This is a genomic window from Micromonospora sp. NPDC049089, assembly GCF_040648775.1.
GTDB lineage: Bacteria > Actinomycetota > Actinomycetes > Mycobacteriales > Micromonosporaceae > Micromonospora.
The window spans coordinates 17,534-39,179 of record NZ_JBEZEH010000037.1; the positions used below are offsets into that span (position 1 = coordinate 17,534).

Annotated in this window: 18 protein-coding genes; 5 read left to right on the forward strand and 13 right to left on the reverse strand. The window is 71.8% G+C overall.

Translation table 11 applies throughout. The features are described 5' to 3' along the window. Positions 1–29 precede the first annotated feature (29 nt). From ricT to tmk, 6 genes are all read right to left on the reverse strand, one after another. The gene (ricT, locus tag AB0B48_RS09490; protein WP_357198373.1) at positions 30–869 is read right to left on the reverse strand and encodes a regulatory iron-sulfur-containing complex subunit RicT; all 840 of its coding nucleotides are present in this window, start codon (positions 867–869) and stop codon (positions 30–32) included. 376 nt (positions 870–1,245) lie between these two features. Next, positions 1,246–1,926, reverse strand: coding sequence for a hypothetical protein (locus AB0B48_RS09495; protein ID WP_357198376.1), 681 nt, complete (start codon positions 1,924–1,926; stop codon positions 1,246–1,248). Beyond that, positions 1,926–2,231, reverse strand: a complete 306-nt coding sequence (locus AB0B48_RS09500) for a type VII secretion target (RefSeq protein ID WP_357198378.1) — start codon at positions 2,229–2,231, stop codon at positions 1,926–1,928. Before AB0B48_RS09500 ends, AB0B48_RS09495 begins: the two co-directional genes overlap by 1 nt. 1 nt (position 2,232) lies before the next feature. Then, positions 2,233–2,562: a YbaB/EbfC family nucleoid-associated protein gene (locus AB0B48_RS09505; protein WP_053659404.1), complete on the reverse strand. Its 330-nt coding sequence runs from the start codon at positions 2,560–2,562 to the stop codon at positions 2,233–2,235. A gap of 122 nt (positions 2,563–2,684) precedes the next feature. Further along, positions 2,685–3,944, reverse strand: a complete 1,260-nt coding sequence (locus AB0B48_RS09510) for a DNA polymerase III subunit delta' (RefSeq protein ID WP_357198381.1) — start codon at positions 3,942–3,944, stop codon at positions 2,685–2,687. After that, positions 3,944–6,043: a dTMP kinase gene (tmk, locus tag AB0B48_RS09515; RefSeq protein WP_357198405.1), complete on the reverse strand. Its 2,100-nt coding sequence runs from the start codon at positions 6,041–6,043 to the stop codon at positions 3,944–3,946. The genes AB0B48_RS09510 and tmk overlap by 1 nt, the downstream gene beginning before the upstream one ends. 306 nt (positions 6,044–6,349) lie before the next feature. On the opposite strand from tmk, the gene AB0B48_RS09520 reads away from it, so the two are divergent. Beyond that, a complete protein-coding gene (locus tag AB0B48_RS09520; protein ID WP_357198384.1) occupies positions 6,350–7,555 on the forward strand; it encodes an amino acid deaminase/aldolase in 1,206 nt (401 codons plus the stop codon). A gap of 56 nt (positions 7,556–7,611) precedes the next feature. Here the strand turns inward: AB0B48_RS09520 and AB0B48_RS09525 are convergent, their stop codons facing one another. Then, positions 7,612–8,217, reverse strand: coding sequence for a TetR family transcriptional regulator (locus AB0B48_RS09525; protein ID WP_355004910.1), 606 nt, complete (start codon positions 8,215–8,217; stop codon positions 7,612–7,614). A 226-nt stretch (positions 8,218–8,443) separates the two neighbouring features. On the opposite strand from AB0B48_RS09525, the gene AB0B48_RS09530 reads away from it, so the two are divergent. After that, positions 8,444–9,760, forward strand: coding sequence for a D-arabinono-1,4-lactone oxidase (locus AB0B48_RS09530; protein ID WP_357198387.1), 1,317 nt, complete (start codon positions 8,444–8,446; stop codon positions 9,758–9,760). Positions 9,761–9,808: 48 nt separating this feature from the next. Here AB0B48_RS09530 and topA read toward each other — a convergent pair whose 3' ends face one another. The 6 genes from topA to AB0B48_RS09560 all read right to left on the reverse strand — a co-directional run bounded on the left by topA (position 9,809) and on the right by AB0B48_RS09560 (position 17,923). Then, positions 9,809–12,649, reverse strand: a complete 2,841-nt coding sequence (topA, locus tag AB0B48_RS09535; protein ID WP_357198390.1) for a type I DNA topoisomerase — start codon at positions 12,647–12,649, stop codon at positions 9,809–9,811. A 426-nt stretch (positions 12,650–13,075) separates the two neighbouring features. Then, positions 13,076–13,687 (reverse strand): hypothetical protein, encoded by a 612-nt coding sequence (locus AB0B48_RS09540; protein ID WP_357198408.1) that lies wholly within the window; start codon positions 13,685–13,687, stop codon positions 13,076–13,078. A gap of 125 nt (positions 13,688–13,812) precedes the next feature. Further along, entirely contained in the window at positions 13,813–14,352 is a 540-nt protein-coding gene (locus AB0B48_RS09545) for a hypothetical protein (protein WP_357198393.1), read from the reverse strand. Between the two features lie 103 nt (positions 14,353–14,455). Then, positions 14,456–16,816, reverse strand: coding sequence for a sodium-translocating pyrophosphatase (locus AB0B48_RS09550; protein ID WP_357198396.1), 2,361 nt, complete (start codon positions 16,814–16,816; stop codon positions 14,456–14,458). Positions 16,817–17,132: 316 nt separating this feature from the next. Next, a complete protein-coding gene (locus AB0B48_RS09555; protein WP_030334228.1) occupies positions 17,133–17,570 on the reverse strand; it encodes an ATP-binding protein in 438 nt (145 codons plus the stop codon). Further along, the gene (locus tag AB0B48_RS09560) at positions 17,567–17,923 is read right to left on the reverse strand and encodes an STAS domain-containing protein (RefSeq protein WP_355004901.1); all 357 of its coding nucleotides are present in this window, start codon (positions 17,921–17,923) and stop codon (positions 17,567–17,569) included. The genes AB0B48_RS09555 and AB0B48_RS09560 overlap by 4 nt, the downstream gene beginning before the upstream one ends. 140 nt (positions 17,924–18,063) lie before the next feature. On the opposite strand from AB0B48_RS09560, the gene AB0B48_RS09565 reads away from it, so the two are divergent. From AB0B48_RS09565 to AB0B48_RS09575, 3 genes are all read left to right on the forward strand, one after another. Next, positions 18,064–20,484, forward strand: a complete 2,421-nt coding sequence (locus AB0B48_RS09565; protein WP_357198399.1) for a DEAD/DEAH box helicase — start codon at positions 18,064–18,066, stop codon at positions 20,482–20,484. A 98-nt stretch (positions 20,485–20,582) separates the two neighbouring features. Further along, the gene (locus tag AB0B48_RS09570; protein ID WP_357198402.1) at positions 20,583–20,792 is read left to right on the forward strand and encodes a hypothetical protein; all 210 of its coding nucleotides are present in this window, start codon (positions 20,583–20,585) and stop codon (positions 20,790–20,792) included. 163 nt (positions 20,793–20,955) lie between these two features. Next, positions 20,956–21,534 carry a hypothetical protein gene (locus tag AB0B48_RS09575; protein ID WP_238668797.1) on the forward strand — a complete coding sequence of 193 codons (579 nt, stop codon included), beginning with the start codon at positions 20,956–20,958 and terminating at the stop codon, positions 21,532–21,534. Positions 21,535–21,646: the final 112 nt, after the last annotated feature.

Here is a 21,646-nt window from a genome sequence, read left to right on the forward strand (position 1 = left end):
CGGCGGGGGGAGGGGTGGGGGTGGGTGGGTTAGGGGGTGTATTGCTGGTTGTGGGCTTGGCGGGAGCCGCAGACGTCGGCGCGGGAGCACATGGAGCGCGAGCCGTCGGCGTCCAGGCGTACGGTCACCGCGTCACGGGGGACGCTGTGGCCGACGACCCGGCCGTCACCCTCGGGGGTGGAGACCCGACTGCCGACCGCCGGGGCGGTCTCCTGAAATCTTTGATACAGCGGGTGCTCGTACTTGAGGCAGCACATCAGCCGCCCGCACGCGCCGGAGATGCGCAGCGGGTTGAGCGGAAGGTCCTGGTCCTTCGCCATCCGGATGGTCACCGGCTCGAAGTCGGTGAGGAACGTGGCGCAGCACAGGTCCCGACCGCAGGAGCCGATGCCGCCCTGCACCCGCGCTGAGTCGCGGGCGGAGAGCTGACGCAGCTCCACCCGACAGTGCAGGGTCGCGCCCAGGTCGCGGACGAGGGACCGGAAGTCCACCCGGTGCGGGGCGGTGAAGTAGACGGTGCTGCGCTCACCGCCGCTCTCGGCGGAGCCGAGCACATGGTCGACCGCCACCACCTTCATCGGCAGGCCGTGCGAGCGGATCAGCCGTTTCGCGGCCACCTTGGCCTCGGCCTTGCGGCGACGCAACGCCTCGTCCCGGCGGAGGTCGTCGTCGCCGGCCAACCCGACCAGGCGAGGGAAGCCGTCGGTCTCCTCGGTCACCCACTGCGCGGCCCACACGCACTCCGCCACCTCGGGCCCGTCATCGGTGGGCACCAGCACCCGGTCGCCCACCTGCGGACGCAACTCGCCCGGGTCGAGGTAGTAGAGCCGCCCGTACCGGTTGAAGCTGACCGCGCAGAGCATGCCCATCCCCCCACCCTACGACGGGTCACGGCGCAAGGCGCACCGGCCGGCTACGCCCCGCTGCCATTCATGACCGTCGACTCGACCTATTGCCTGGCGTCCCGTCGTGCCGTTGCTGCTCGCCCGGACGGTTGAATCCGGGGCCGGGCAGGAGACAAGACGTGCCTCGGCGGCGTTGAGTGGAGGCAGACCTGCGGGGGGTGCAGGGGGAAGACCACGGCGTCGCCGTGGGCGACGGCTTCAGGTCAGGCGCCCGCGAGCGACGCCGTGGCCTGTCCGAGGCAGAACGGTCACGGCCGGAGGCCGAGAGGCGGGCGACGCGACCACGGCCGGAAGACCGAACGGCGGAGCGACGCAGCAACGGCCGGAGGGCCGGGCTCAGCTACCAGCCGACCCGGGTGGGCTGGTCGTAGTGGGGACGCCCGTCCGTTGGCGGACGCCACGCGGTCTCGGCCAGGCTCGGCCCCCACTGACGCAGCAGCGTCTCCGCACCGTCGTACGCGACGCAGAGCACCGCCAGCACCCGTGCGGCGATCTCGGCGGCGTCGGCCACACCGGGCCCGACGGGCCCGGGGCGGGTCGATGCACCGGCGGCGGTGGCGGCGACCACGGCGACCGCTTCGGCCGAGCGGAGCACGTCGGCCAATGTGCGGGCCAGCGCGAGTCGGCTGCCCTCCACCCAGTCGGCGAGGGCGTCGGCGTAGCCGGCGGTGGATTCGAGTCGCCCGACCAGGCTGTCCGGCCCCTCGTCGAGGTGGCGCAGCAGCGCGGCCCGCTGTTGCCCGTACGCCGTGGCGGCCGGACCGGACCAGAGCACCGGGTCGGTGAGCGCGGCGGAGACGTCGTCGTACCCCCGGACGAGCCGGCGCACCGCGTGGCCGGCGCTGGCGAGCGGCACGGGGTGCAGGTCGAGGAAGCCGCGAACCGCGTCGCCCGGCAGCACCTGCATGCGGCGGAGCAGCGGCCAGACCCGGTGCCCCTCGGGGACACCGGCCGCGATCAGTCTGTCCACCCGGCGGAGCAGGTCGAGGCCGGGCTCGGCGAGCCGGTCCAGCGCATCCATCACGGTTCCCCGGTGAGCCGGCGGCGGGCCGCCCGGTCGACCTCGGCGTAGCGGTCGGCGGCCTCCCGCACGGCAGCCGCGGCGGCGGCCAGTCGACCGGCCGCTGCGCGGGCCTCCCGGGCCCGGTCGTCGGTGGCGTTGGTCCACTGCCGGTGCAGCGCCCGACCGATCTCGCCCGGGCGGCCCGGTGCGTCGGCGCCGAACGCGGCCTGGGCCGGATCGCTGGCGGTGACGGTGTGCGAAACGACTGTGAGCGTGGCGCTCGCCTCGTCCAGTCGGGCGGAGAGCGCGCGCAGTGTGTCCATCTCAGGCCCCCGCGAGCGGTCGGTAGGCGGCGAACGTCTCGTTGTGCAGCTTTTCCCGGGCCCATTCGGCGGCGTCGGCCGCCGCGGTGACCGCAGCCTGCACGGAACCGGCAACGTCGCGCGGGCTGCGGCTGTGCAGCGGCCCGAGGAACCGCACGTCGGTGATGCGTCCACCGGCGGTGACCACCACCTCGACCAGGCCGTCCGGCGAGCGGACGGTCACTTCGACGGTCGACACCGCCTGGTCGAACTCGGCCTGGAGGGACTCGATCCGGCGGTAGCGTCGCACCGCTTCCTCGATCCAGGCCTCGTCGATCTCCCCCCGCGGCATCGGCCGACTCCTCCCGGGTGATTCATCACTCAGTGTGGTGCCACCGTCACCACGGCACAGGGACCGTACCGCACCGCAATCGGGCCTGTCGATGCCTGTGGACAACGGCCGGGAAGTGCGGGTCAGCCCTTCCAGAGGGCGAGCATCATCGCCTCGACCGCGATCCGCGGCTTGACGTTCGCCTCGATCGCGGCACGGCAGGCGAGCACGGCCTCCAGCCGGCGCAGCGCCCCGTCGGCGTCCCACTTCTGCGCGCCAGCACCGGCGAGCGCGGCCGTGTCGGTGTGCACCGGGGCGACGGGTGCGCGCAGCGCCATGGTGAGCGCGTCCCGGTAGAAGCCCGCGAGGTCGACCAGCGCCCGGTCCAGTGCGTCCCGCTGGGCCCGGGTGGCCCGGGACTTCTGCCGCTTCTCCAGCTCCTTGAGCTGCCCGGCAGCGCCTCGCAGGGCGCCGGCCGCGCCCCGGCCGGTGCCGCCCGCGCCGAGCGCGGTCTCCAGTGCCGCCCGCTCGGTCGTGTCGGCCTCGGTGACCGACGCCTCGGCCTCCGCCTCGGCGGCCTCGATGAGTGCGGACGCCGCGTCGAACGCCGCGCCGACACCGGTCAACCGGCGCGGCACCGCGAGCACCGCCTCGCGTCGTTTGCGGGCCTCCGGGTCGCGGGCCAGTCGGCGGGCCCGACCCACGTGACCCTGCGCGGCCGACGCCGCCCACTGCGCCACGTCGGGCGCGATGCCGTCCCGACGAACCAGCACCTCGGCCACCGCGGCGGCCGGCGGCTGCCGCAGGGGTACGACCCGGCAGCGCGACCGGATGGTCACCGAGATGTCGTCCGGGTGGGTGGACGGGGCGCAGAGCAGGAAGACCGTCCGCGGCGGTGGTTCCTCGATCGCCTTGAGCAGCGCGTTGCCGGCGGCCTCGGTGAGCCGGTCGGCGTCCTCGATGACCACCACCTGCCAGCGCCCGCCGGACGGGGTGCTGGCCGCGCGGAGCACCAGTGCGCGCATCTCGCCGACGCCGATGGAGAGCCCTTCCGGCACCACCATCCGCACGTCCGCGTTTGTGGCACCCATTGTGGTGTGGCAGCCGGGGCACTCACCGCAGCCGGTGCCGTGCACGCACTGGAGTGCGGCGGCGAACGCGCGTGCGGCGACCGAGCGGCCGGAACCGGGAGGCCCTGTGAAGATCCAGGCGTGCGTCATCCCGGCGGACGGGTCCACGCCGGTCCCAGCCTCGTCGGCTGCGGACCCGTGACCGCCGGCCGGGCCGGCGTTGACCAACGCGGCTGCGCCAGCACGCAGGACGGCGGCGGCGGCCGCGGCGGCGCGCCGCAGCTCGACCACCGCCTCGTCCTGGCCGACCAGGTCGGCGAAGACGTCCGGCATCAGGTCTTGTGCTCCATCGTCACCAGCTCCGCGTCGGATAACTCAGGTTGCACCGAGGTGTCCGGGCCCTGCGCCGGTCGCGGGTGCACGATGCCACCCGGCTTGCCGAGCATCTCCTCGACCCGCCGGACCACCAGCCCGGTGATCTCGTCGGCCGGCCGGGACGCGTCGAGCACCAGGTAGCGCTTCGGGTCGGCGGCGGCGAGGTCGAGGAACGCGTACCGGACGCGCTCGTGGAAGGCGACCGACTCGGCCTCCAGCCGGTCGGTGCCGGTGTTGCGCGAGGCCACCCGGGACAGACCGGTGCGCGGTTCGACGTCCAGCAGCACCACCAGGTCGGGCTTGAGCCCACCGGTGGCCCAGGAGGAGAGCCAGGAGACCTCGTCGACGGGCAGTGTCCGGCCGGCGCCCTGGTACGCCAGGGACGAGTCGACGTACCGATCACTGATCACCACGCCGCCCCGAACCAGCGCGGGCCGGACGACGGTGGCCACGTGGTGCGCCCGGTCGGCGGCGTAGAGCAGCGCCTCGGCCCGGGGGGAGGGCGCGTCGTCGCCGGAGGTGTCCAGCACCAGCGACCGGATTCGCCGGCCGACGCCGGTGGCCCCCGGCTCGCGGGTGAGCACCACCTCTCGACCGTGACCGCGCAGCCGCTCGGAGAGCGCGGTGAGCTGGGTGGACTTTCCCGCGCCCTCGCCGCCCTCGAAGACCACGAAGAGCCCGGCGGAGACGAACGGCTCGGCGGGCATCAGCGGACGGCCCCGGATGGAGCCCCACAGGTCGGCGAGGACCGGGACGCCCTTCTTGTCGTCCATCTGGCCGAACGCGCTGATCCCGGCGAAGATGCCGGCAGCACCGGCGGCGAGCAGCAGCAGTCGGGTGGAGGAGACGGAGATGCCGAGGTCGGCGATCTCCAGCTTGCGCGAGCCACCGACGCCGACCAACACGCTGCTCAGCCCGATGGCCAGGATCAGCACCAGGCGGGTGCCGATCTGCACCACCGCGAAGACCCGGCCGCGCACCTCGTCGGCCACTTCCCCGCCCAGCAGCGTGGTGCCGGCCAGGAAGGCCATCCCGGCACCGGCGCCGACCAGCACCGCGCCGACGATCGCCATGGACAGGTGAATGGCGAAGGCGAGGGTCATCACCGCGGCGCTGGCCAGCACGATGCTCATGCCGAACCAGCGACGCCGGGACATCTCCTTGACGACCATCGGGCCGAGCCCGATGCCGAGCGCCAGGCCGACGAAGATCGCGCCGAAGAGCAGCGAGAACGCGGCATCACCGGCGCCCAGTGAGTTGGCGAAGAACTTGGCGGTACCGACCACGATGCCGCCGCCGGCGAACGCGCCGAAGATGCCCAGCACCAGGCCGCGGACGAGCGGGGTCTGGCCGATGTACTTCCAGCCCTCGGAGAACTGCCGGAACATGCTCTGCTCGGCACGCTCCGCCTCGCCGCGCTGCGCCTCGCTGATCTCCTTGATCCCGAACGCCACCACCAGTGCGGTGGCGAGCCGGGAGAAGGCGTTGAACCAGAGTGCGAGCTGGGCCGGCTCGGCCCAGGAGGGCAGGTCGCCGCCGACGGCACCACGGACGCCACGGTCGAGCACGGCGAGGCCGATGGCGGCGGCGACCGGGGTGAGGCCGTAGGTGGTGATCAGGGTGAGCTGGTTGGCCGCTTCCAGCCGGGCCCGCGGGATCAGGTTCGGGACCGCGGCCTCCTTGGCCGGGATCCAGAGCAGGGTGAGCGACTCGATCAGGAAGGTGGCGATCAGCGCCCAGCCGACCACCAGACCGCCCGCGGCCCCGCTGAGGGCGTAGAGCGGAATGGACGCGAAGAGCACGAAGCGCAGCAGGTCGCAGATGACCATCGTCCAGCGCCGGTCGAACCGGTCGGCGAAGACGCCGGCCACCGGGCCGAGCACCAGCGCGGGCAGCAGCCGGATCGCGGTGACCCCGCCGAACGCGGCGCCCTGGGCGGTGCTGCCCTGCACCTGCGAGGCGGCGAAGAGGGCGGTGGCCAGCAGGCCGAGCCAGTCACCGAAGGAGGCCGCGCCGAGCACGATCCAGAGCCGGCGGAACGGCCGGATGCGCAGCACGGACCGGATCGCGGCATAACCGGACGGATCGACCTGACCGGAACTGGACTGGTTGGCGGCGTTGCCCGACTGGTCACCCGAGCGCGACACGCCGGGCGACTCGCCGCTGTTCTGGCTTTCGATGGCCGTACCTCCACGTGCCGGCCCATCGCTGGGCACCTCCGGTGCAACACTCTAGACCCGGTGGGGGCCACCCCCGGGCGACATTCTCCTGCTCGCTGAGCCTAGGCCGCCGGAGCTACCGACCGCAGCCCGGACGTACGCGAGGGTATTTCGCATTTTCCGTCAGACAGTTAGCGTGCACACGTGGCCATCGAAAGCGACAAACTTCGCGAGCGCCTGGATCGGGCGACTGCCCACCTCGACCCCCCGTACGCGGTGGTCGACCTCACCGCCTTCGACGCCAATTCGGCCGCCCTGGCCGACCGCGCAGCGGGAAAACCGGTCCGGATTGCCAGCAAGTCGGTCCGCAGCCGGGAATTGATCAGTCGAGCCCTCGCCCGGCCCGACTGGCAGGGCGTGATGGCCTTCACACTGCCCGAGGCGATCTGGTTGGTCCGCGCCGGCGTCAGCGACGACGTGCTGGTCGCGTACCCGAGCGCCGACCGGGCCGCCCTCGCCGAGCTGGGCGCCGACCAGACACTCGCCGCCGCGATCACCCTGATGATCGACAGCGCTGGCCAACTCGACCTCATCGACGCCATCAAGGCCCCGGGGCAGCGCGCCCAGCTACGGCTCTGCCTGGATCTGGACGCCTCCTGGCGACCAGTACGCGGGGTGCACGTCGGCGTCCGCCGCTCACCGGTGCACAGCGCCCGGGCTGCCGGCGCGCTCGCCGCCGCCGTCGCCCGTCGGCCCGGCTTCCGGCTGGTCGGGCTGATGTCGTACGAGGCGCAGATCGCCGGCCTGGGTGACGCGCCACCGGGCAAAACGCTGCTGGCGGGCGCGATCAGGCTGGCCCAGCGCGGGTCGTACCGCGAGTTGCTGGCCCGCCGTGGCGCGGCGGTCGCCGCAGTACGCGAGCACGCCGACCTGGAATTCGTCAACGGCGGCGGCACCGGCAGCATGGCCGCGACCAGCGCCGATCCCGCGGTAACCGAGATCACCGCGGGATCGGGCCTGTACGGGCCGACGCTGTTCGACGCGTACCGCGCCTGGCGGCCCACCCCGGCGGCGTTCTTCGCCTGCGCTGTGGTCCGCCGACCGACGCCGGAGCTGGCGACGGTGCTCGGCGGCGGCTGGATCGCCTCCGGCCCGGCCGCCGACAGTCGACTGCCCCGGCCGTGGCTACCGGCAGGGCTGAAGCTGGTCGGCACCGAGGGCGCCGGCGAGGTGCAGACTCCGCTGTCCGGAGCGGCGGCAGCCGGGCTGCGCGTCGGCGACCGGGTGTGGTTCCGGCACGCCAAGGCGGGTGAGCTGTGTGAACGGGTCAACGAGCTGCACCTGATCGAGGGCGACACGGTCGTGGCGACCGTCCCCACCTACCGGGGTGAGGGGCAGGCCTTCCTCTGAGACCGGGCAACCGCCCCCACCGCCGGCCGGGGCCGGGGCCGGCGCCCCACGCCGACTCAGGCGGGTTGGGGCGCCTCGGCCTGCTTGCCGACTGCGGACCTGCCGTTGTCCGGGCCGTCGACCTGGCGGTGCAGGTACTCCCGGATCAACGCCTTCGCCTCCAGCAGCACCCGCTCGTCACCGTCGGACTTCCGACGGAACGCGAGCTTGATCAGCGCGTCCGCCGCCTCGACGGCGATCTCCAGCACGAAGCGCAGCTTGGGCACGTCGGTGAGCCCGAAACGCTCGGTGAGCACCCGGGCCAACTGGTCGGCGATCACGCCGTTGTTGTCCCGCTGCTCGTCGAGCAGGTGCAGGTCGACCACGTCGCCGAAGTGCAGGGTACGGAAGCCGGGGACGGTGCGGTGCATCGTGATGTACTCGTCGATGCCCGCGTCGACGCCGTCCCACCAGTGGGTCATCTCGTCGGAGGCGAACCGCTCGTCGAGGCGCTGGAGGTAGGACTCCATGGTCCGCAGGGTCAACGCCTGCACGATGGCTCGCTTGTCCGGAAAGAACTGGTAGACCGACCCGATCGCCACCTCGGCCCGCTCGGCGAGCAGGGTGGTGGTCAGCCCTTCGTACCCCACCTCGTCGACGAGTTCGGCGCAGGCATCCAACATGCGCTGTACCCGCGCGACACTTCGACCTTGCACCGGTACGCGGCGCAGCGGCCCGGTCGTGGCGGCTGGTGTGGACACTCTGCGCCACCCCCCTTCGACGGATGAACATATCTCCACGTCACGAGTCCGTGACTACCGGTACAACGAGCGGATCGCAATTGCGGTATTTACCAGCTAGAACGTTCCTGATATGAAGTCAGTTCATATTCATGAATGAGGAGCGCGCATGGTCCGCACCGCACCGCTCGGGGCTGGATGGTCCAACTGGGCCGGGAACCAGCGTGGCAGCGCCAGCGCGATCCTGCGCCCCGGCTCGCCGACCGACGTCGTAGAAGCCGTCAGATCTGCCGCCGACGACGGCGGTCGGATCCGGGTGGCGGGCAGCGGCCACTCGTTCACCGCCGTCGCGCTCGCCGACGACCGCCGGATGGACCTGTCCGACCTGGACACCACCGTCAGCGTGGACGTCGCACACCGACTGGTCACCGTGCCGGCGGGCATGACCCTGCACACGCTCAACGGTCTGCTCGCCCGGCACGGCCTCGCGCTGCCCAACCTCGGCGACATCGACGCGCAGACCGTCGCCGGGGCGATCTCCACCGGCACCCACGGCACCGGAGCCGGCTACGGGTGCCTCTCCACCTTCGTCGAGGCGATCACACTGGTCACCGGCACCGGCGAGGTGCTGCGCTGCACCGCCGACGAGCATCCCGACGTCCTCGCCGCCGCCCGGGTGTCGCTCGGCGCGCTCGGCGTCCTGGTCGAGGTGACCCTGCGTTGCGTGGACGCCTTCGTCCTGCGCGCCCACGAACGACCGGCCGAACTGGCCGACGTGCTCGGCGAACTACCCGAGCTGATCGGCCGACACGACCACGTCGAGTTCTACTGGTTCCCGTACACGTCCCGGGTCCAGGTCAAGGCCAACGACCGGGTACCCGCCAACGACCGGCCGCTGTCCCGCTGGCGCGGCTGGGTGGACGACGACTTCCTGTCCAACCGGGTCTTCGCCGGCGCCTGCCGACTCGGCCGGGCCGTGCCCGCGCTGGCCCCGGGGATCAGCGCGGTGTCCGCCCGCGCCCTCACCGAACGGCAGTACACCGGACGCTCCGACCGGGTCTTCTGCACGTCGCGCCGGGTCCGCTTCGTGGAGATGGAGTACGGCCTGCCCCGGGAGGCGTTGCCCGAGGCGCTCGCCGCGCTCCAGCGGATCGTGGACGGCCTGCCGTTCAAGGTGCTCTTTCCGGTGGAGGTGCGATTCACCGCCGCCGACGACATCTGGCTGTCGCACGGCTACGGCCGGGACAACGCCTACATCGCCGTGCACCAGTACGTCGGCATGCCGTACGAGCCGTACTTCCGGGCCTTCGAGCAGGTGGCCGCCGGGCTGGGCGGTCGCCCGCACTGGGGCAAGTTGCACTACCGCGACGCCGCCTCGCTGGCCGCCGCGTACCCCCGCTTCGCGGACTTCCAGGCCGTCCGCGACCGGCTCGACCCCCACCGCGTCTTCACCAACCCCCACCTGACGCATGTCCTCGGGGTCTGACGGCTCGCGTCGGACCGACGCGTGACGATCAGGTGACCCGAGGCGTGGTCAGTCGGTGTTGGAGGCGGCCTTGCGCGGGGCGGCCTTCTTCGCCGGAGCCTTCTTCGCCGCCGTCGCCTTGGCAGTGGTGGTCTTCTTCGCGGCCGTGGACTTGCTGGCGGCGGCCGTCTTCTTGGTGGCCGTCGCCTTCTTCGCGGGCGCCTTCTTCGCCGCCGCCTTCTTCCGCGGCGCCGGACCCTTGGCCCGCTTCTCGGCCAGCATCTCGGACGCTTCCTCGATGGTCAGCGCCTCCGGCGTCTGCCCGCGCCGCAGCGACGCGTTGAACTCCCCGTCGGTCACGTACGGACCGAACCGGCCGTCCTTGATCACCATCGGCTTCTCGGTCGCCGGGTCCACGCCCATCTCGCGCAGCGGCGGCGCCGCAGCTCGCCGTCCACGGGCCTTCGGGGCGGCCAGCAGAGCCAGCGCCTCGTCCAGACCGACGGTGAACATCTGGTCCTCGGACTCCAGCGAACGGAACTCCTCGCCCCGCTTGACGTACGGGCCGTAGCGACCGTTGTTCGCGAAGATCTCGACGCCGTCCGGCGCGACACCGATCAGCCGGGGAAGGCTGAGCAGCTTGAGCGCCTCCTCCAGAGTCAGCGAGTCCGGGGTCTGCGTACGCAGCAGCGACGACTTGCGCTCGCCGCTGGACACGTACGGGCCGAACCGGCCGGACTTGAGCACGATCGGCTCGCCGGTGCCGGGGTCGTCGCCGAGCTTGCGCTCGCCGCTGCCGCCCAGGAACAGCTCGTGCACCTTCTCCGGGGTCAGCTCGTCCGGGGCCAGGCCCTCGGGGATCGGCGCCCGGTCACCCTGGGTGCCGCCCTCCTCGCCCTCACCGGAAGCCGCAGCCGGTGCCGGCTGCTCGCCGCCGGGCAACTCCCGTTGCAGGTACGGCCCGTAGCGGCCGACCCGCACGACGACCTCGCGGCCGTCGTCGTCGGTGAAGAGCGGGATGGAGTTGACGCTGCGGGCGTCGATGTCGTTGAGGTTCTCGGTGACCAGCTTCTTGAGCCCGCCGGAACGAGCGATGTCCTGGTCGCCGGCACCGTTGGCGCTGCCGAAGTAGAACGCCGTGAGGAAGTCGACCGCCGCGTGGTCACCGCCGGCGATCTCGTCCAGCTCGTTCTCCATGGTGGCGGTGAAGTCGTAGTCGATCAGGCGGGGGTAGTGCCGCTCCATCAGCCCGATCACCGCGAAGGCCAGGAAGGTCGGGATCATCGCCTGGCCGCGCTTGGTGACGTACCCCCGGTCCTGGATCGTCTGCATGATCGAGGCGTAGGTGGACGGACGGCCGATGCCCAGCTCTTCCAGGGCCTTGACCAGCGACGCTTCGGTGTAGCGCGACGGCGGCTGGGTGTGGTGGCCCTGCGCGGCCAACTCGTCGGCGGTCAGCCGCTGGTCCTTGACCAGGGTGGGCAGCCGACGCTCGGCGTCCTCGGCCTCGGCGTTCTCGTCGTCGCTCGACTCGACGTAGGCGCGCAGGAAGCCCGGGTCGGTGATGGTCTTGCCGGTCGCGCCGAAGTCGGCTTCCTCCTGCGAGGTGGAGACCGCCCGGATGCGCACCGACACGCTGGAGCCGACCGCGTCGGTCATCTGCGAGGCGATGGTGCGCCGCCAGATCAGCTCGTAGAGCTTGAACTCCTCGGCGGACAGCTCCTTGGCCACCTCGCCCGGGGTACGGAAGTTGTCCCCCGCCGGGCGGATCGCCTCGTGCGCCTCCTGCGCGTTCTTCACCTTGCCGGTGTAGCGGCGCGGCTCCGGCGGAACGCTGCGCTCGCCGTAGAGCTCGACGATCTGTCGGCGGGCCGCCGAGATGGCGGTCTCCGACAGGTTGACCGAGTCGGTACGCATATAGGTGATGTAGCCGTTCTCGTACAGGCGCTGCGCGGTGCGCATCGTCTGCTGCGAGGACAGGCGCAGCTTGCGGGCCGCCTCCTGCTGGAGGGTCGAGGTGATGAACGGCGCGTACGGGCGACGGCGGTAGGGCTTCTCCTCCACCCGGGTGACGGTGAACGGCCGCCCCTCCAGCCGGGCCGCGAGACCCCGGGCGCCACTCTCGTCGAGATGCACGACGCCGGCGCCGGCCCGGACGCGACCGGTGGTCGGCTCGAAGTCCTTACCGGTGGCGATCCGGTCGCCGTTGAGAGCGATCAGGGTGGCGTTGAACGCACGCGGGCCCTCACCGGCGTCGGCCACCGCGAGGCTGGCCAGGATGTCCCAGTATTCGGCGGTGCGGAAGGCCATCCGCTGCCGCTCCCGCTCGACCACGATGCGGGTCGCCACGGACTGCACCCGGCCCGCCGAAAGCCGCGGCATGACCTTCTTCCACAGCACCGGGGAGACCTCGTAGCCGTACAGGCGGTCGAGAATCCGGCGCGCCTCCTGGGCGTCCACCAGATCGCGGTCGATCTCCCGGGGGTTGGCCACCGCCGCCTGGATTGCCGGCTTGGTGATCTCGTGGAAGACCATCCGCTTGACCGGGACCTTGGGCTTGAGCGTCTCGACCAGGTGCCAGGCGATCGCCTCGCCCTCGCGGTCCTCATCCGTCGCCAGGAAGATCTCGTCGACTTCCTTTGCCAGCTTCACCAGCTTGCTGATCTGCTGCTTACGGTCGGCGGAGACGACGTAGAGAGCCTGGAAGCCGTTGTCGACGTCCACCCCGAGACGGGCCCAGGGCTCCTTCTTGTGCTTGGCCGGCACGTCGGCGGCGTTACGTGGCAGGTCGCGGACGTGACCGAAGCTGGCCTCCACGACGTACCCCGGGCCGAGGTAGCCCGAGATCGTCTTGGCCTTCGCCGGTGACTCGACGATGACCAGACGGGTGGTTCCAGCGTTGCTCGGCACGTCTCTCCCCGACCTCACTCCTGCTCGTGGCCTGCCGGCGCCCGGACAGCGACCGCTTTCGACCCCGCCGTCGCACCGGCGGTCCGGATGTCCAACGTAACGCGCCGCCCGCGTTTCGGGTTTCGCGGGCCGCAAACCGCTTCGACGCGGCTGTCGACGCCACTCCGCCGCGCTCGGCACTGCCGGACGGCGCCACCGTACACCGTGGGTAGGGCTCGAAGCGGGTCACTGTGACGATGGCGGGCCCACGACCCGCCCGTTTTCCGCCTGGATCGACCCGCCGTCTGTCCGGCACCAGACACCCGGCCACACCGTCTCAAGCCGCCGCCCAACGGCGTCGATCATGGACTTATGGTGGGCGTTTTGACCCCGGACGAGCAATACGTCCCCCACCACAACTCCATGATCGACGCGATGAGGGGCGGATCAGGTTGGCCAGGCTTCGGGTGGTGTGGCGGGCGGCGGCCCGCCGACCAGCTCGGCGAGCCGCGCCAACCGGCGGCGGCCGGTGATCCGGTACGCCGGGCCGCCCTCACCCGGGCCGAGCAGCGCCCCGGCCAGCCCCGCCGAGGCGAGCGCCACGCCGATCGGCTCCCAACACTCCTGGTCGTCGACGCCCAGGCGCAACAGGAAGCAGTCCGGAGGCTCCGGCGTCCCGGCGGCGGCGAGCCACAGCCGCAACCGCCGACCGGTCAGGTGGAACGCGGCCGGCGGACGCTTCGTCGTACCGTGCAGCCAGGCGGCCGCCAGCGGCTTCAGGATCCGGGTGTACGACGTACGAACGGCGTGTCGCGCGCCCTCGGTCGGCTCCCAGCTCGCCGCCAGCCCACGCGACGCCAGCTCGGCGACGAGCACGTGCACCCGCCAGGCGGCGTCCACCTGCACCGAGAGCCGGGCGGTGCCGCCCATCCGGACCACCTCGGCCGGCCCGGCGAGCAGCCCGGCCAGGTCGGCGACTGTCGGTTCGGCCGCATCCGCGCCGAAGAAGACAAGTTGCCGGCCCGCGTCGTCCGTCTGGGGCGGGCCGCTCCGAACCAGGCCGTCCGGCGACGAGCGGTCCTGCGGCGCGCCGCCACGGCGTCGCCCGGGAGTGGGCGTGTCGGACTCGGGCGCGGGGAACAGCGCCGGAGGCGGCTGTGCCTTCCCGGTGTCACCGAGCCCGCTCAGCGACACTCCGGCACCTCGTCGAATGCCTGTTTCAACTCCTCGGAGTTGAGCTTGCTGGTGTCCAGCGCGCCGGCGTCGTACTCCTTGTTGAGGGTCTCCACGGCGGCCCGCACGCCGTCGTAGAAGGCCGTCGGCTCGCCGGTGCCCAGGCCGTCGATGGTGTCCCGGGCACGGCCGTACGCGTCCCGCATCTTCCCCAGGGAGCTGCGGAAACCCGCGGAGATGGCCTCGCCGTTCTCCGCCTCCGGGATGCCCGCCTTCTCGACCTTGCTGCGCGCGGCCTCGCTGGCCTGCTCCGCCCCGTCGAAGAGCCGCACCAGGTTCTCCTTGGCCTGCGCCGGCGTGGTCTGCGCGGTCATCTGCTCGTCGGTGCTGCTGGTCAACTTGTTGATCTCGGAGCGCCACGGGGTGAGGGCGCCACAGACCGAGGCCGCCCAGGCCCGTGGGCTGGGGCCGCCGCCGCAGCCGGCCAGAACGACGATCGTGGCCAGGACCACCGTGAGCTTTCCGGCGGCAGACGCCCGGCACGTACGCATGCGTTGCAGCGTACGGCCTTTGGCCAGGTGTGGCATCGGGCCGGACGGCCGGGGTCCCCGGTCGACAAGCCACGTCGACCGGGGACCCCGGGCCGTTCCTGGATCAGGCGTTGACCGTCTCCGGGCGGTGGTCGGTGCTGCCCGCGCCGGTGTTGCCGTCGGCGTCCGAGTCGGACATCGCGATGCCCTTGCGCTTGCTGAACACCACCGACGCCACGATGATCAGCGTCGCGACCAGCGCGATGCCGACCCGCAGGCCGACGTTGCGGTCGTCGCCGACGCTCCAGGCCACCACGGCGGGCGCGATCAGCAGCGAGACCAGGTTCATCACCTTGATCAGCGGGTTGATCGCCGGGCCGGCGGTGTCCTTGAACGGGTCGCCGACGGTGTCGCCGATGACAGTGGCGGAGTGCGCCTCGGAGCCCTTGCCCCCGTACGCGCCGTCCTCGACCAGCTTCTTGGCGTTGTCCCAGGCCCCACCGGAGTTGGACAGGAACACCGCCATCAGGGTGCCGGCACCGATCGCACCGGCCAGGTACGCCGCGAGCGCGCCGGGCCCGAGGCCGAAGCCGACAGCGATCGGCGCCAGGATGGCGAGCAGGCCGGGGGTCATCAGCTCGCGCTGCGCGTCCCGGGTGCAGATGTCGACGACCTTGCCGTACTCCGGGCGCTGGGTGCCGTCCATGATGCCGGGCAGCTCACGGAACTGCCGGCGGACCTCCATCACCACGGCACCGGCCGAGCGGGACACCGCGTTGATGGCCAACCCGGAGAAGAGGAAGACCACCGCCGCGCCGATGATCAGGCCGACCAGGTTGCGCGGGTTCGCCACGTTCAGCGAGTTGAGGATCTCCGTACCGACGTCGCCCACGCCAGCGTCCTCGTACGCGCTGCGGAGCGAGTCGGTGTAGGAGCCGAACAGCGCGGTCGCCGCGAGGACCGCCGTGGCGATCGCGATGCCCTTGGTGATCGCCTTGGTGGTGTTGCCGACGGCGTCCAGTTCGGTGAGCGTGCGAGCGCCGTGCTCGTCGAGGTCACCGGACATCTCGGCGATGCCCTGGGCGTTGTCGGAGATCGGCCCGAAGGTGTCCATCGCGACGATGACGCCGACAGTGGTGAGCAGGCCGGTGCCGGCCAGCGCCACCGCGAACAGCGACAGCGTGATGGAGCTGCCGCCGAGGAGGAACGCCCCGAAGACGCCTGCGCCGATCAGGAGCGCCGAGTAGACCGCCGACTCCAGACCGATGCTGATGCCGGCCAGGATGACGGTTGCGGCACCGGTCTGCGAGCTCTTGCCGATGTCCTGCACCGGTCGCCTGTTGGTCTCGGTGAAGTAGCCGGTCAGCGCCTGGATCGCGGCGGCCAGCACGATGCCGATCACGACCGCGCCGATGGCGACCAGCCGGGGGTTGCCAGGCGCGTCGGTGAGCCCGCTGTCGAACTCGCCGAACGTCGCCGGCAGGTACGCGAAGGCGGCAACAGCCACCAGCACCGCGGAGAGCACAGCCGACAGGTAGAAGGCCCGGTTGATCGCGGTCAGGGCGTTGCGGTCGGTCGCACGCAGCCGGGTGATGAAGACGCCGACGATCGCGATCAGCACGCCGATGGTGGAGATGATCAGCGGGAAGACCAGGCCCTCCTCGCCGAACGCGGCGCGGCCGAGGATCAGCGCGGCCACCAGCGTGACCGCGTACGACTCGAACAGGTCGGCGGCCATGCCGGCGCAGTCACCGACGTTGTCGCCCACGTTGTCGGCGATGGTGGCGGCGTTGCGCGGGTCGTCCTCGGGAATGCCCTGCTCGACCTTGCCGACCAGGTCGGCGCCGACGTCGGCGGCCTTGGTGAAGATGCCGCCACCGACCCGCATGAACATCGCGAGCAGGGCGGCGCCGAAGCCGAAGCCCTCCAGCACTGTCGGCGCGTCACCCCGGTAGATCAGAACGACGAGCGCGGCACCGAAGAGGCCGAGGCCGACGGTGAAGAAGCCGACGACACCGCCGGTCCGGAACGCGATCTTCATGGCCGCCTCGCGGCCGCCTGCCCGCTCCCTCGCGGCGGCGGCCACCCGCAGGTTGGCTCTGGTGGCCAGCCACATGCCGGCACCACCGATGAACGCGCTGAACAGGGCGCCCACCACGAAGAAGAGTGACCGGCCGAGCTTCACCGCGAGCTCACTGCCGTCGGTGTCGTGCACCGGAAGCAGGAAGAGCAGCACGACGGCGATGACCACGAAGATCGCCAGGGTGCGGAACTGTCGGAGCAGGTAGGCCGAGGCGCCCTCCTGGACGGCCCCCGAGATCTCCTGCATTTTCTCGGTGCCCTTACCAGCGGCCAGCACCGTTTTCGTCAGGGCGGCAGCGAAACCAAGTGCCACCAGCGCGACAACCGCGGCGATGACGACGTAGGTGACATTGCTTCCGGTAAGGGAAAGCCCGCCGCCGTCGGCGGCCAAGGTCTCGGACATCTGTGTCCTCCTGTTACCGAACAATCGCGCCGGTGAGTGGAGACGCACTGACCGACGCCTGGATGCGGACTCGCAAGCGCGCGCCAACCCACCAGCGGACCAGCGATGAACACCCATACCCGCTGGCTGCGGGATAGGTCACTTGCTGACAACCCGGGTACTGTAGCCCTCCACAGTGTTGGAGGTCACACCCAGGTGGCACCGTGTCGCGATGATCTTCGTCGCTGTGTTATGAAACGAAATCTGATATAGGGCCCGATCCATGCAAAGAAGGCCGCATCCCCAGCAGGGGACGCGGCCTACGCAGCGGAACTGGTCAGCGGCCGACCGGCCACACCATCCGCACCTCGGTGCCGATGCCCTCGTCGACCGGGCGCACCTGGAGGTCCTCGACGAAACCGGCGAGCAGCGCGAAGCCGACGCCGGTGGTGAGCGCCTCATCGGTCAGCGACTCGTTGGCCAGCTCGTCCGGCGGCAGCGCGGTCAGACCGATACCCGCCTCGATCGGCGCCCGGTCCACCACCCGCACGGCGTACGAGCCACCGTCGGACATCTCGACCAGCACCGGGTCGGCCAGGCCGTACTGCCGGTGCAGGGCCACCGCGCGGGTGCACGCCTCACCGATGGCCAGGCGCACCTCGTCCAGCAGGTCCTCCCGCACCCCGGCCCGCCGGGCAACGGCGACGCCGACCAGGCGGGCGGTGCGCACGTGCACCGGAGCGGGCGAAAAAGAGAGCTTGACTGTCGCCATCACGCGTCGGCGCCCGCCGAGTCGGCGCTGACCGCCGCGTCGACCGTCGGGTGCAGCGGAAACACCTGGTCCAGCGCGGTGATCCGGAAGATCTTGAGCAGCGGCTCCTTGTCGCAGACCAGCGCGAACGAACCGCTGGCCGAGCGGAGCCGCTTGAGCGCGCCGACCAGCACGCCCAGCCCGGTCGAGTCGAGGAAGTCCACCCGACCGAGGTCCACCACCACGTGACGGGCGCCACCGTCGATCAGTTCGAGGAGTCGCTCACGGAGCCGGGGCGCGGTGTAGACGTCCACCTCACCACCGACCTCGAGCACCGTGTGCTCGCCCACGGTGCGGGTCGCCAGTGACAGCTCCATCGGTCCTCCTCGCCAGAGCCGTAAACTCTCGTGGGCATCTAACCACTACCGCCGGGGCGGCCTGCGGACGCCAGCGGAGGCTTCCCCTTACCCCGGTGTCCGACTTTTCATCTCCGAACACCAGTGCGAGAGTGCAGGGCGTGACCTCCAACGACTTCAGCTCCGCGCGCGGCACGCCGCGCCACGACCTGGAGTCGTCGTCCGCGGCCACCGTATCCGCTGCTCCCGGCACCGGGCCAGCGCCCGCCGACCTGCTGCGCCGGCTACGCGCCCGAGGCGCCGCCGACCCGGTCACCCACGTCGAGCGGGTGCCGGCCCGCGCCGGGGTGCCCGCGCCGTGGCCGTCGTGGGCACCGGCGGAGTTGCGCGCGGCGTTCACCCGACGCGGCGTGGTCGCGCCGTGGCAGCACCAGGCCGAGGCTGCCAACCTGGCGTACGAGGGCCAGCACGTCGTCGTCGCCACCGGCACCGCGTCCGGCAAGTCACTGGCGTACCAACTGCCCGCCCTGGCCACCCTGCTCGCCGACCCCCGGGCCACGGTGCTCTACCTGGCACCGACCAAGGCCCTCGCCGCGGACCAGTTGCGCGCCGTCTCCGCGCTGGAGCTGGAAGGGGTACGCCCCGCCTGCTACGACGGGGACACCCCGCGCACCGAGCGGGAGTGGATCCGGCGGCACTCCCGGTTCGTGCTGACCAACCCGGACATGCTGCACCACGGCATCCTGCCCGGGCACGCCCAGTGGTCCGGCTTCCTGCGCCGACTCGCGTACGTGGTGATCGACGAGTGCCACACGTACCGGGGCGTGTTCGGCTCGCACGTCGCGCACGTGCTGCGTCGGCTGCGCCGGCAGTGCGCCCGGTTCGGGGCCACCCCGGTGTTCGTGCTCGCCTCGGCGACGTCCGGTGACCCGGCCACCGCGGCGGGGCGTCTGACCGGGCTGCCGGTGACGGCGGTCACCGAGGACGCCTCCCCCCGCGGCGGAGTCACCTTCGCGCTCTGGGAACCGCCGCTGCTGCCACCCGACTCGTCGGCCTCGACCCCGGTGCCGCCGCAGGCGACGGGCGAACACGACGAGCTCCACCAGGTCCGCCGGTCGGCGCTGCGCGAGACCGCGGACCTGCTCGCCGACACGGTCGCCGAGGGGGTACGCACCCTCGCCTTCGTCCGCTCCCGCAAGGGCGCCGAGGTGGTGGCCACCAACGCACGTCGAGCTCTGGACGACGCGGTTCCAGGGCTCGGCGACCGGGTGGCCGCCTACCGGGGCGGCTACCTGCGGGAGGAGCGGCGCGAGCTGGAACGGGCGCTGCTGCACGGCGACCTGCTCGGCCTGGCCTCCACCAACGCGCTGGAGCTGGGCGTGGACCTGGTCGGGCTCGACGCGGTGCTGATCTGCGGCTACCCGGGCACCCGGGCGTCGCTGTGGCAGCAGGCGGGCCGCGCCGGGCGCTCCGGGCAGGAGGCCCTCGCGGTGCTGGTGGCCCGGGACGACCCCCTGGACACCTACCTGGTGCACCACCCGGAGGCGATCTTCGGCGCGCCGGTGGAGGCGACGGTGCTCGACCCGGCCAACCCGTACGTGCTGGCACCGCAGCTGGCCTGCGCCGCGGTGGAGGCGCCGCTCACACCTGCCGACCTGGCGCTCTTCGGCGAGGGGGCGAAGGAGGCGGTCGACGAGCTGGTCGCGGCGGGGGCGCTGCGGCAGCGGCCCACCGGTTGGTACTGGCGGCACCGCGAGCGGCCAGAGGTGGACCTGCGCGGCGAGGGCGGCGCCCCGGTCGCGGTGGTGGAGTCGTCGACCGGCCGGCTGCTCGGCACTGTCGACGGCGGCTCGTCGCACTTTCTGCTGCATTCCGGCGCGGTCTACCTGCACCAGGGCGTCTCGTACGTGGTCGACCAGCTTGACCTGGCCGACGGTTGCGCGCTGGTACGCGCCGAGGAACCGGACTGGTCCACCCACGCCCGCGACGTCACCGACCTGTCGGTGGTGTCGGTGCGCTCCTACGTGGACGCCGGCCCGGTGGGCATGTTCCTCGGCGAGGTGGATGTGACCAGCCAGGTGGTGTCGTACCAGCGGCGGCGGATCGCCACCGGCGAGGTGATCGACACCCGGCCGCTGGACCTGCCCGCCCGGGAGCTTCGCACGGTGGCGGTCTGGTTCACCCTGTCACCGCAGTCGTTGGCCCTCGCCGGGGTCCAGCCGGCCGACGTGCCGGGTGCGCTGCACGCCGCCGAACACGCCGCGATCGGCCTGCTGCCGCTGATGGCCACCTGCGACCGGTGGGACATCGGCGGGCTCTCCACCGCCCTGCACCCCGACACCGAGGCGCCGACCGTCTTCGTCTACGACGGGCATCCGGGTGGCGCCGGGTTCGCCGAGCGGGCGTACGGGACGGCGGCGGCGTGGCTGCGGGCCACCCGGGACGCGATCGCGGAGTGCGGCTGTGAGGCCGGTTGCCCGTCCTGCGTGCAGTCACCGAAATGCGGCAACGGCAACAACCCCCTCTCCAAACCGGACGCGATCCGGGTGCTCGACGTGGTGTTGGCGAACCTGCCGGACTGAGCGGCTTGCATGAATCGGCCTGGCACGGGGCACAATGGTGTGGGAGCGCTTCCATCGATGCCCATGTTGCCGACCGCCCCCGTGCCCGAGGAGAAGCCGTGGCCGACACCATCGCCGAAACCGTCGACCTGCTCTACACCATCGACCAGGACAATCTCACCCTCGACCAGCAGATCGCGCTGGGGTCGGCACTGGCCGCCCTGGCCCAGGCGGAACGGCTGGAACAGATCAACGAGCGGCTGCGCGGCATCCACCAGGTGCTGAACACCGCGGCGCTGCGGGCCGCGAACTCCGTCGACAGTCGCTGACGTCCTTCGGAGTGGTCCTGCCCGGGCACCAGTGACCACTCCGTGCTGGGTAGTCGTCCGGCGACCTCGGCGGCTACCCAGCAGCAGCTGAACAAGGGCGGCAGGGACGCGACGGTTGTCGGGCTGTGCGAGACTCCGGCGCACCAACCCCGGAGGAGTACACATGCAGCTCGACAACTTGCAGGGCCAGCACCAGTTCCACATCCGCCAGCGACTGCGCATGATGGTCAACCAGTACGAGGTCCGGGCGGTCGCCCCCGACGGCACCGAAGGTGAGCTGCTGGCGTTCGCGCAGCAGAAGCGGCTCGCCTTCAAGGAGCAGGTGACCATCTACACGGATGACTCCAAGCAGCAGCCTCTGCTCGGCTTCAAGGCCCGCCAGCGCATCGACCTCGGCGCCACGTACGACGTCACCGACGCGGCCGGCAACCCGATCGGGCTGTTCCGCAAGGACTTCGCCCAGTCGCTGCTGCGCTCCACCTGGCACGTCGAGCAGGCCGGTCTGCCGCAGGTGACGGGCCAGGAGCGGAGCATGCCGGTGGCACTGCTGCGTCGATTCGTCGACTCGCTGTCCTGGCTGCCGTACCACTTCGACTTCACCGCAGGCGGTCAGCCGGTCTTCACTGTGGTCAAGAAGTGGGGCCTGCGCGACAAGTACGTCGTCGAGGTGCAGAACCCGCAGATCGACCGTCGCCTGGTCATCGCGATGGCCGTCGCCCTCGACGCGCTCCAGGCCCGCTGACACACCCGGCCCGGGCCACGGCAGCGCGGCGACCCTCCACGGTCGCCGTAGCGGCCACCCAATCCTCGGCGGCCGGCCGGGACCTGGACCTCAACCAGTCCCGGCCGGCGGG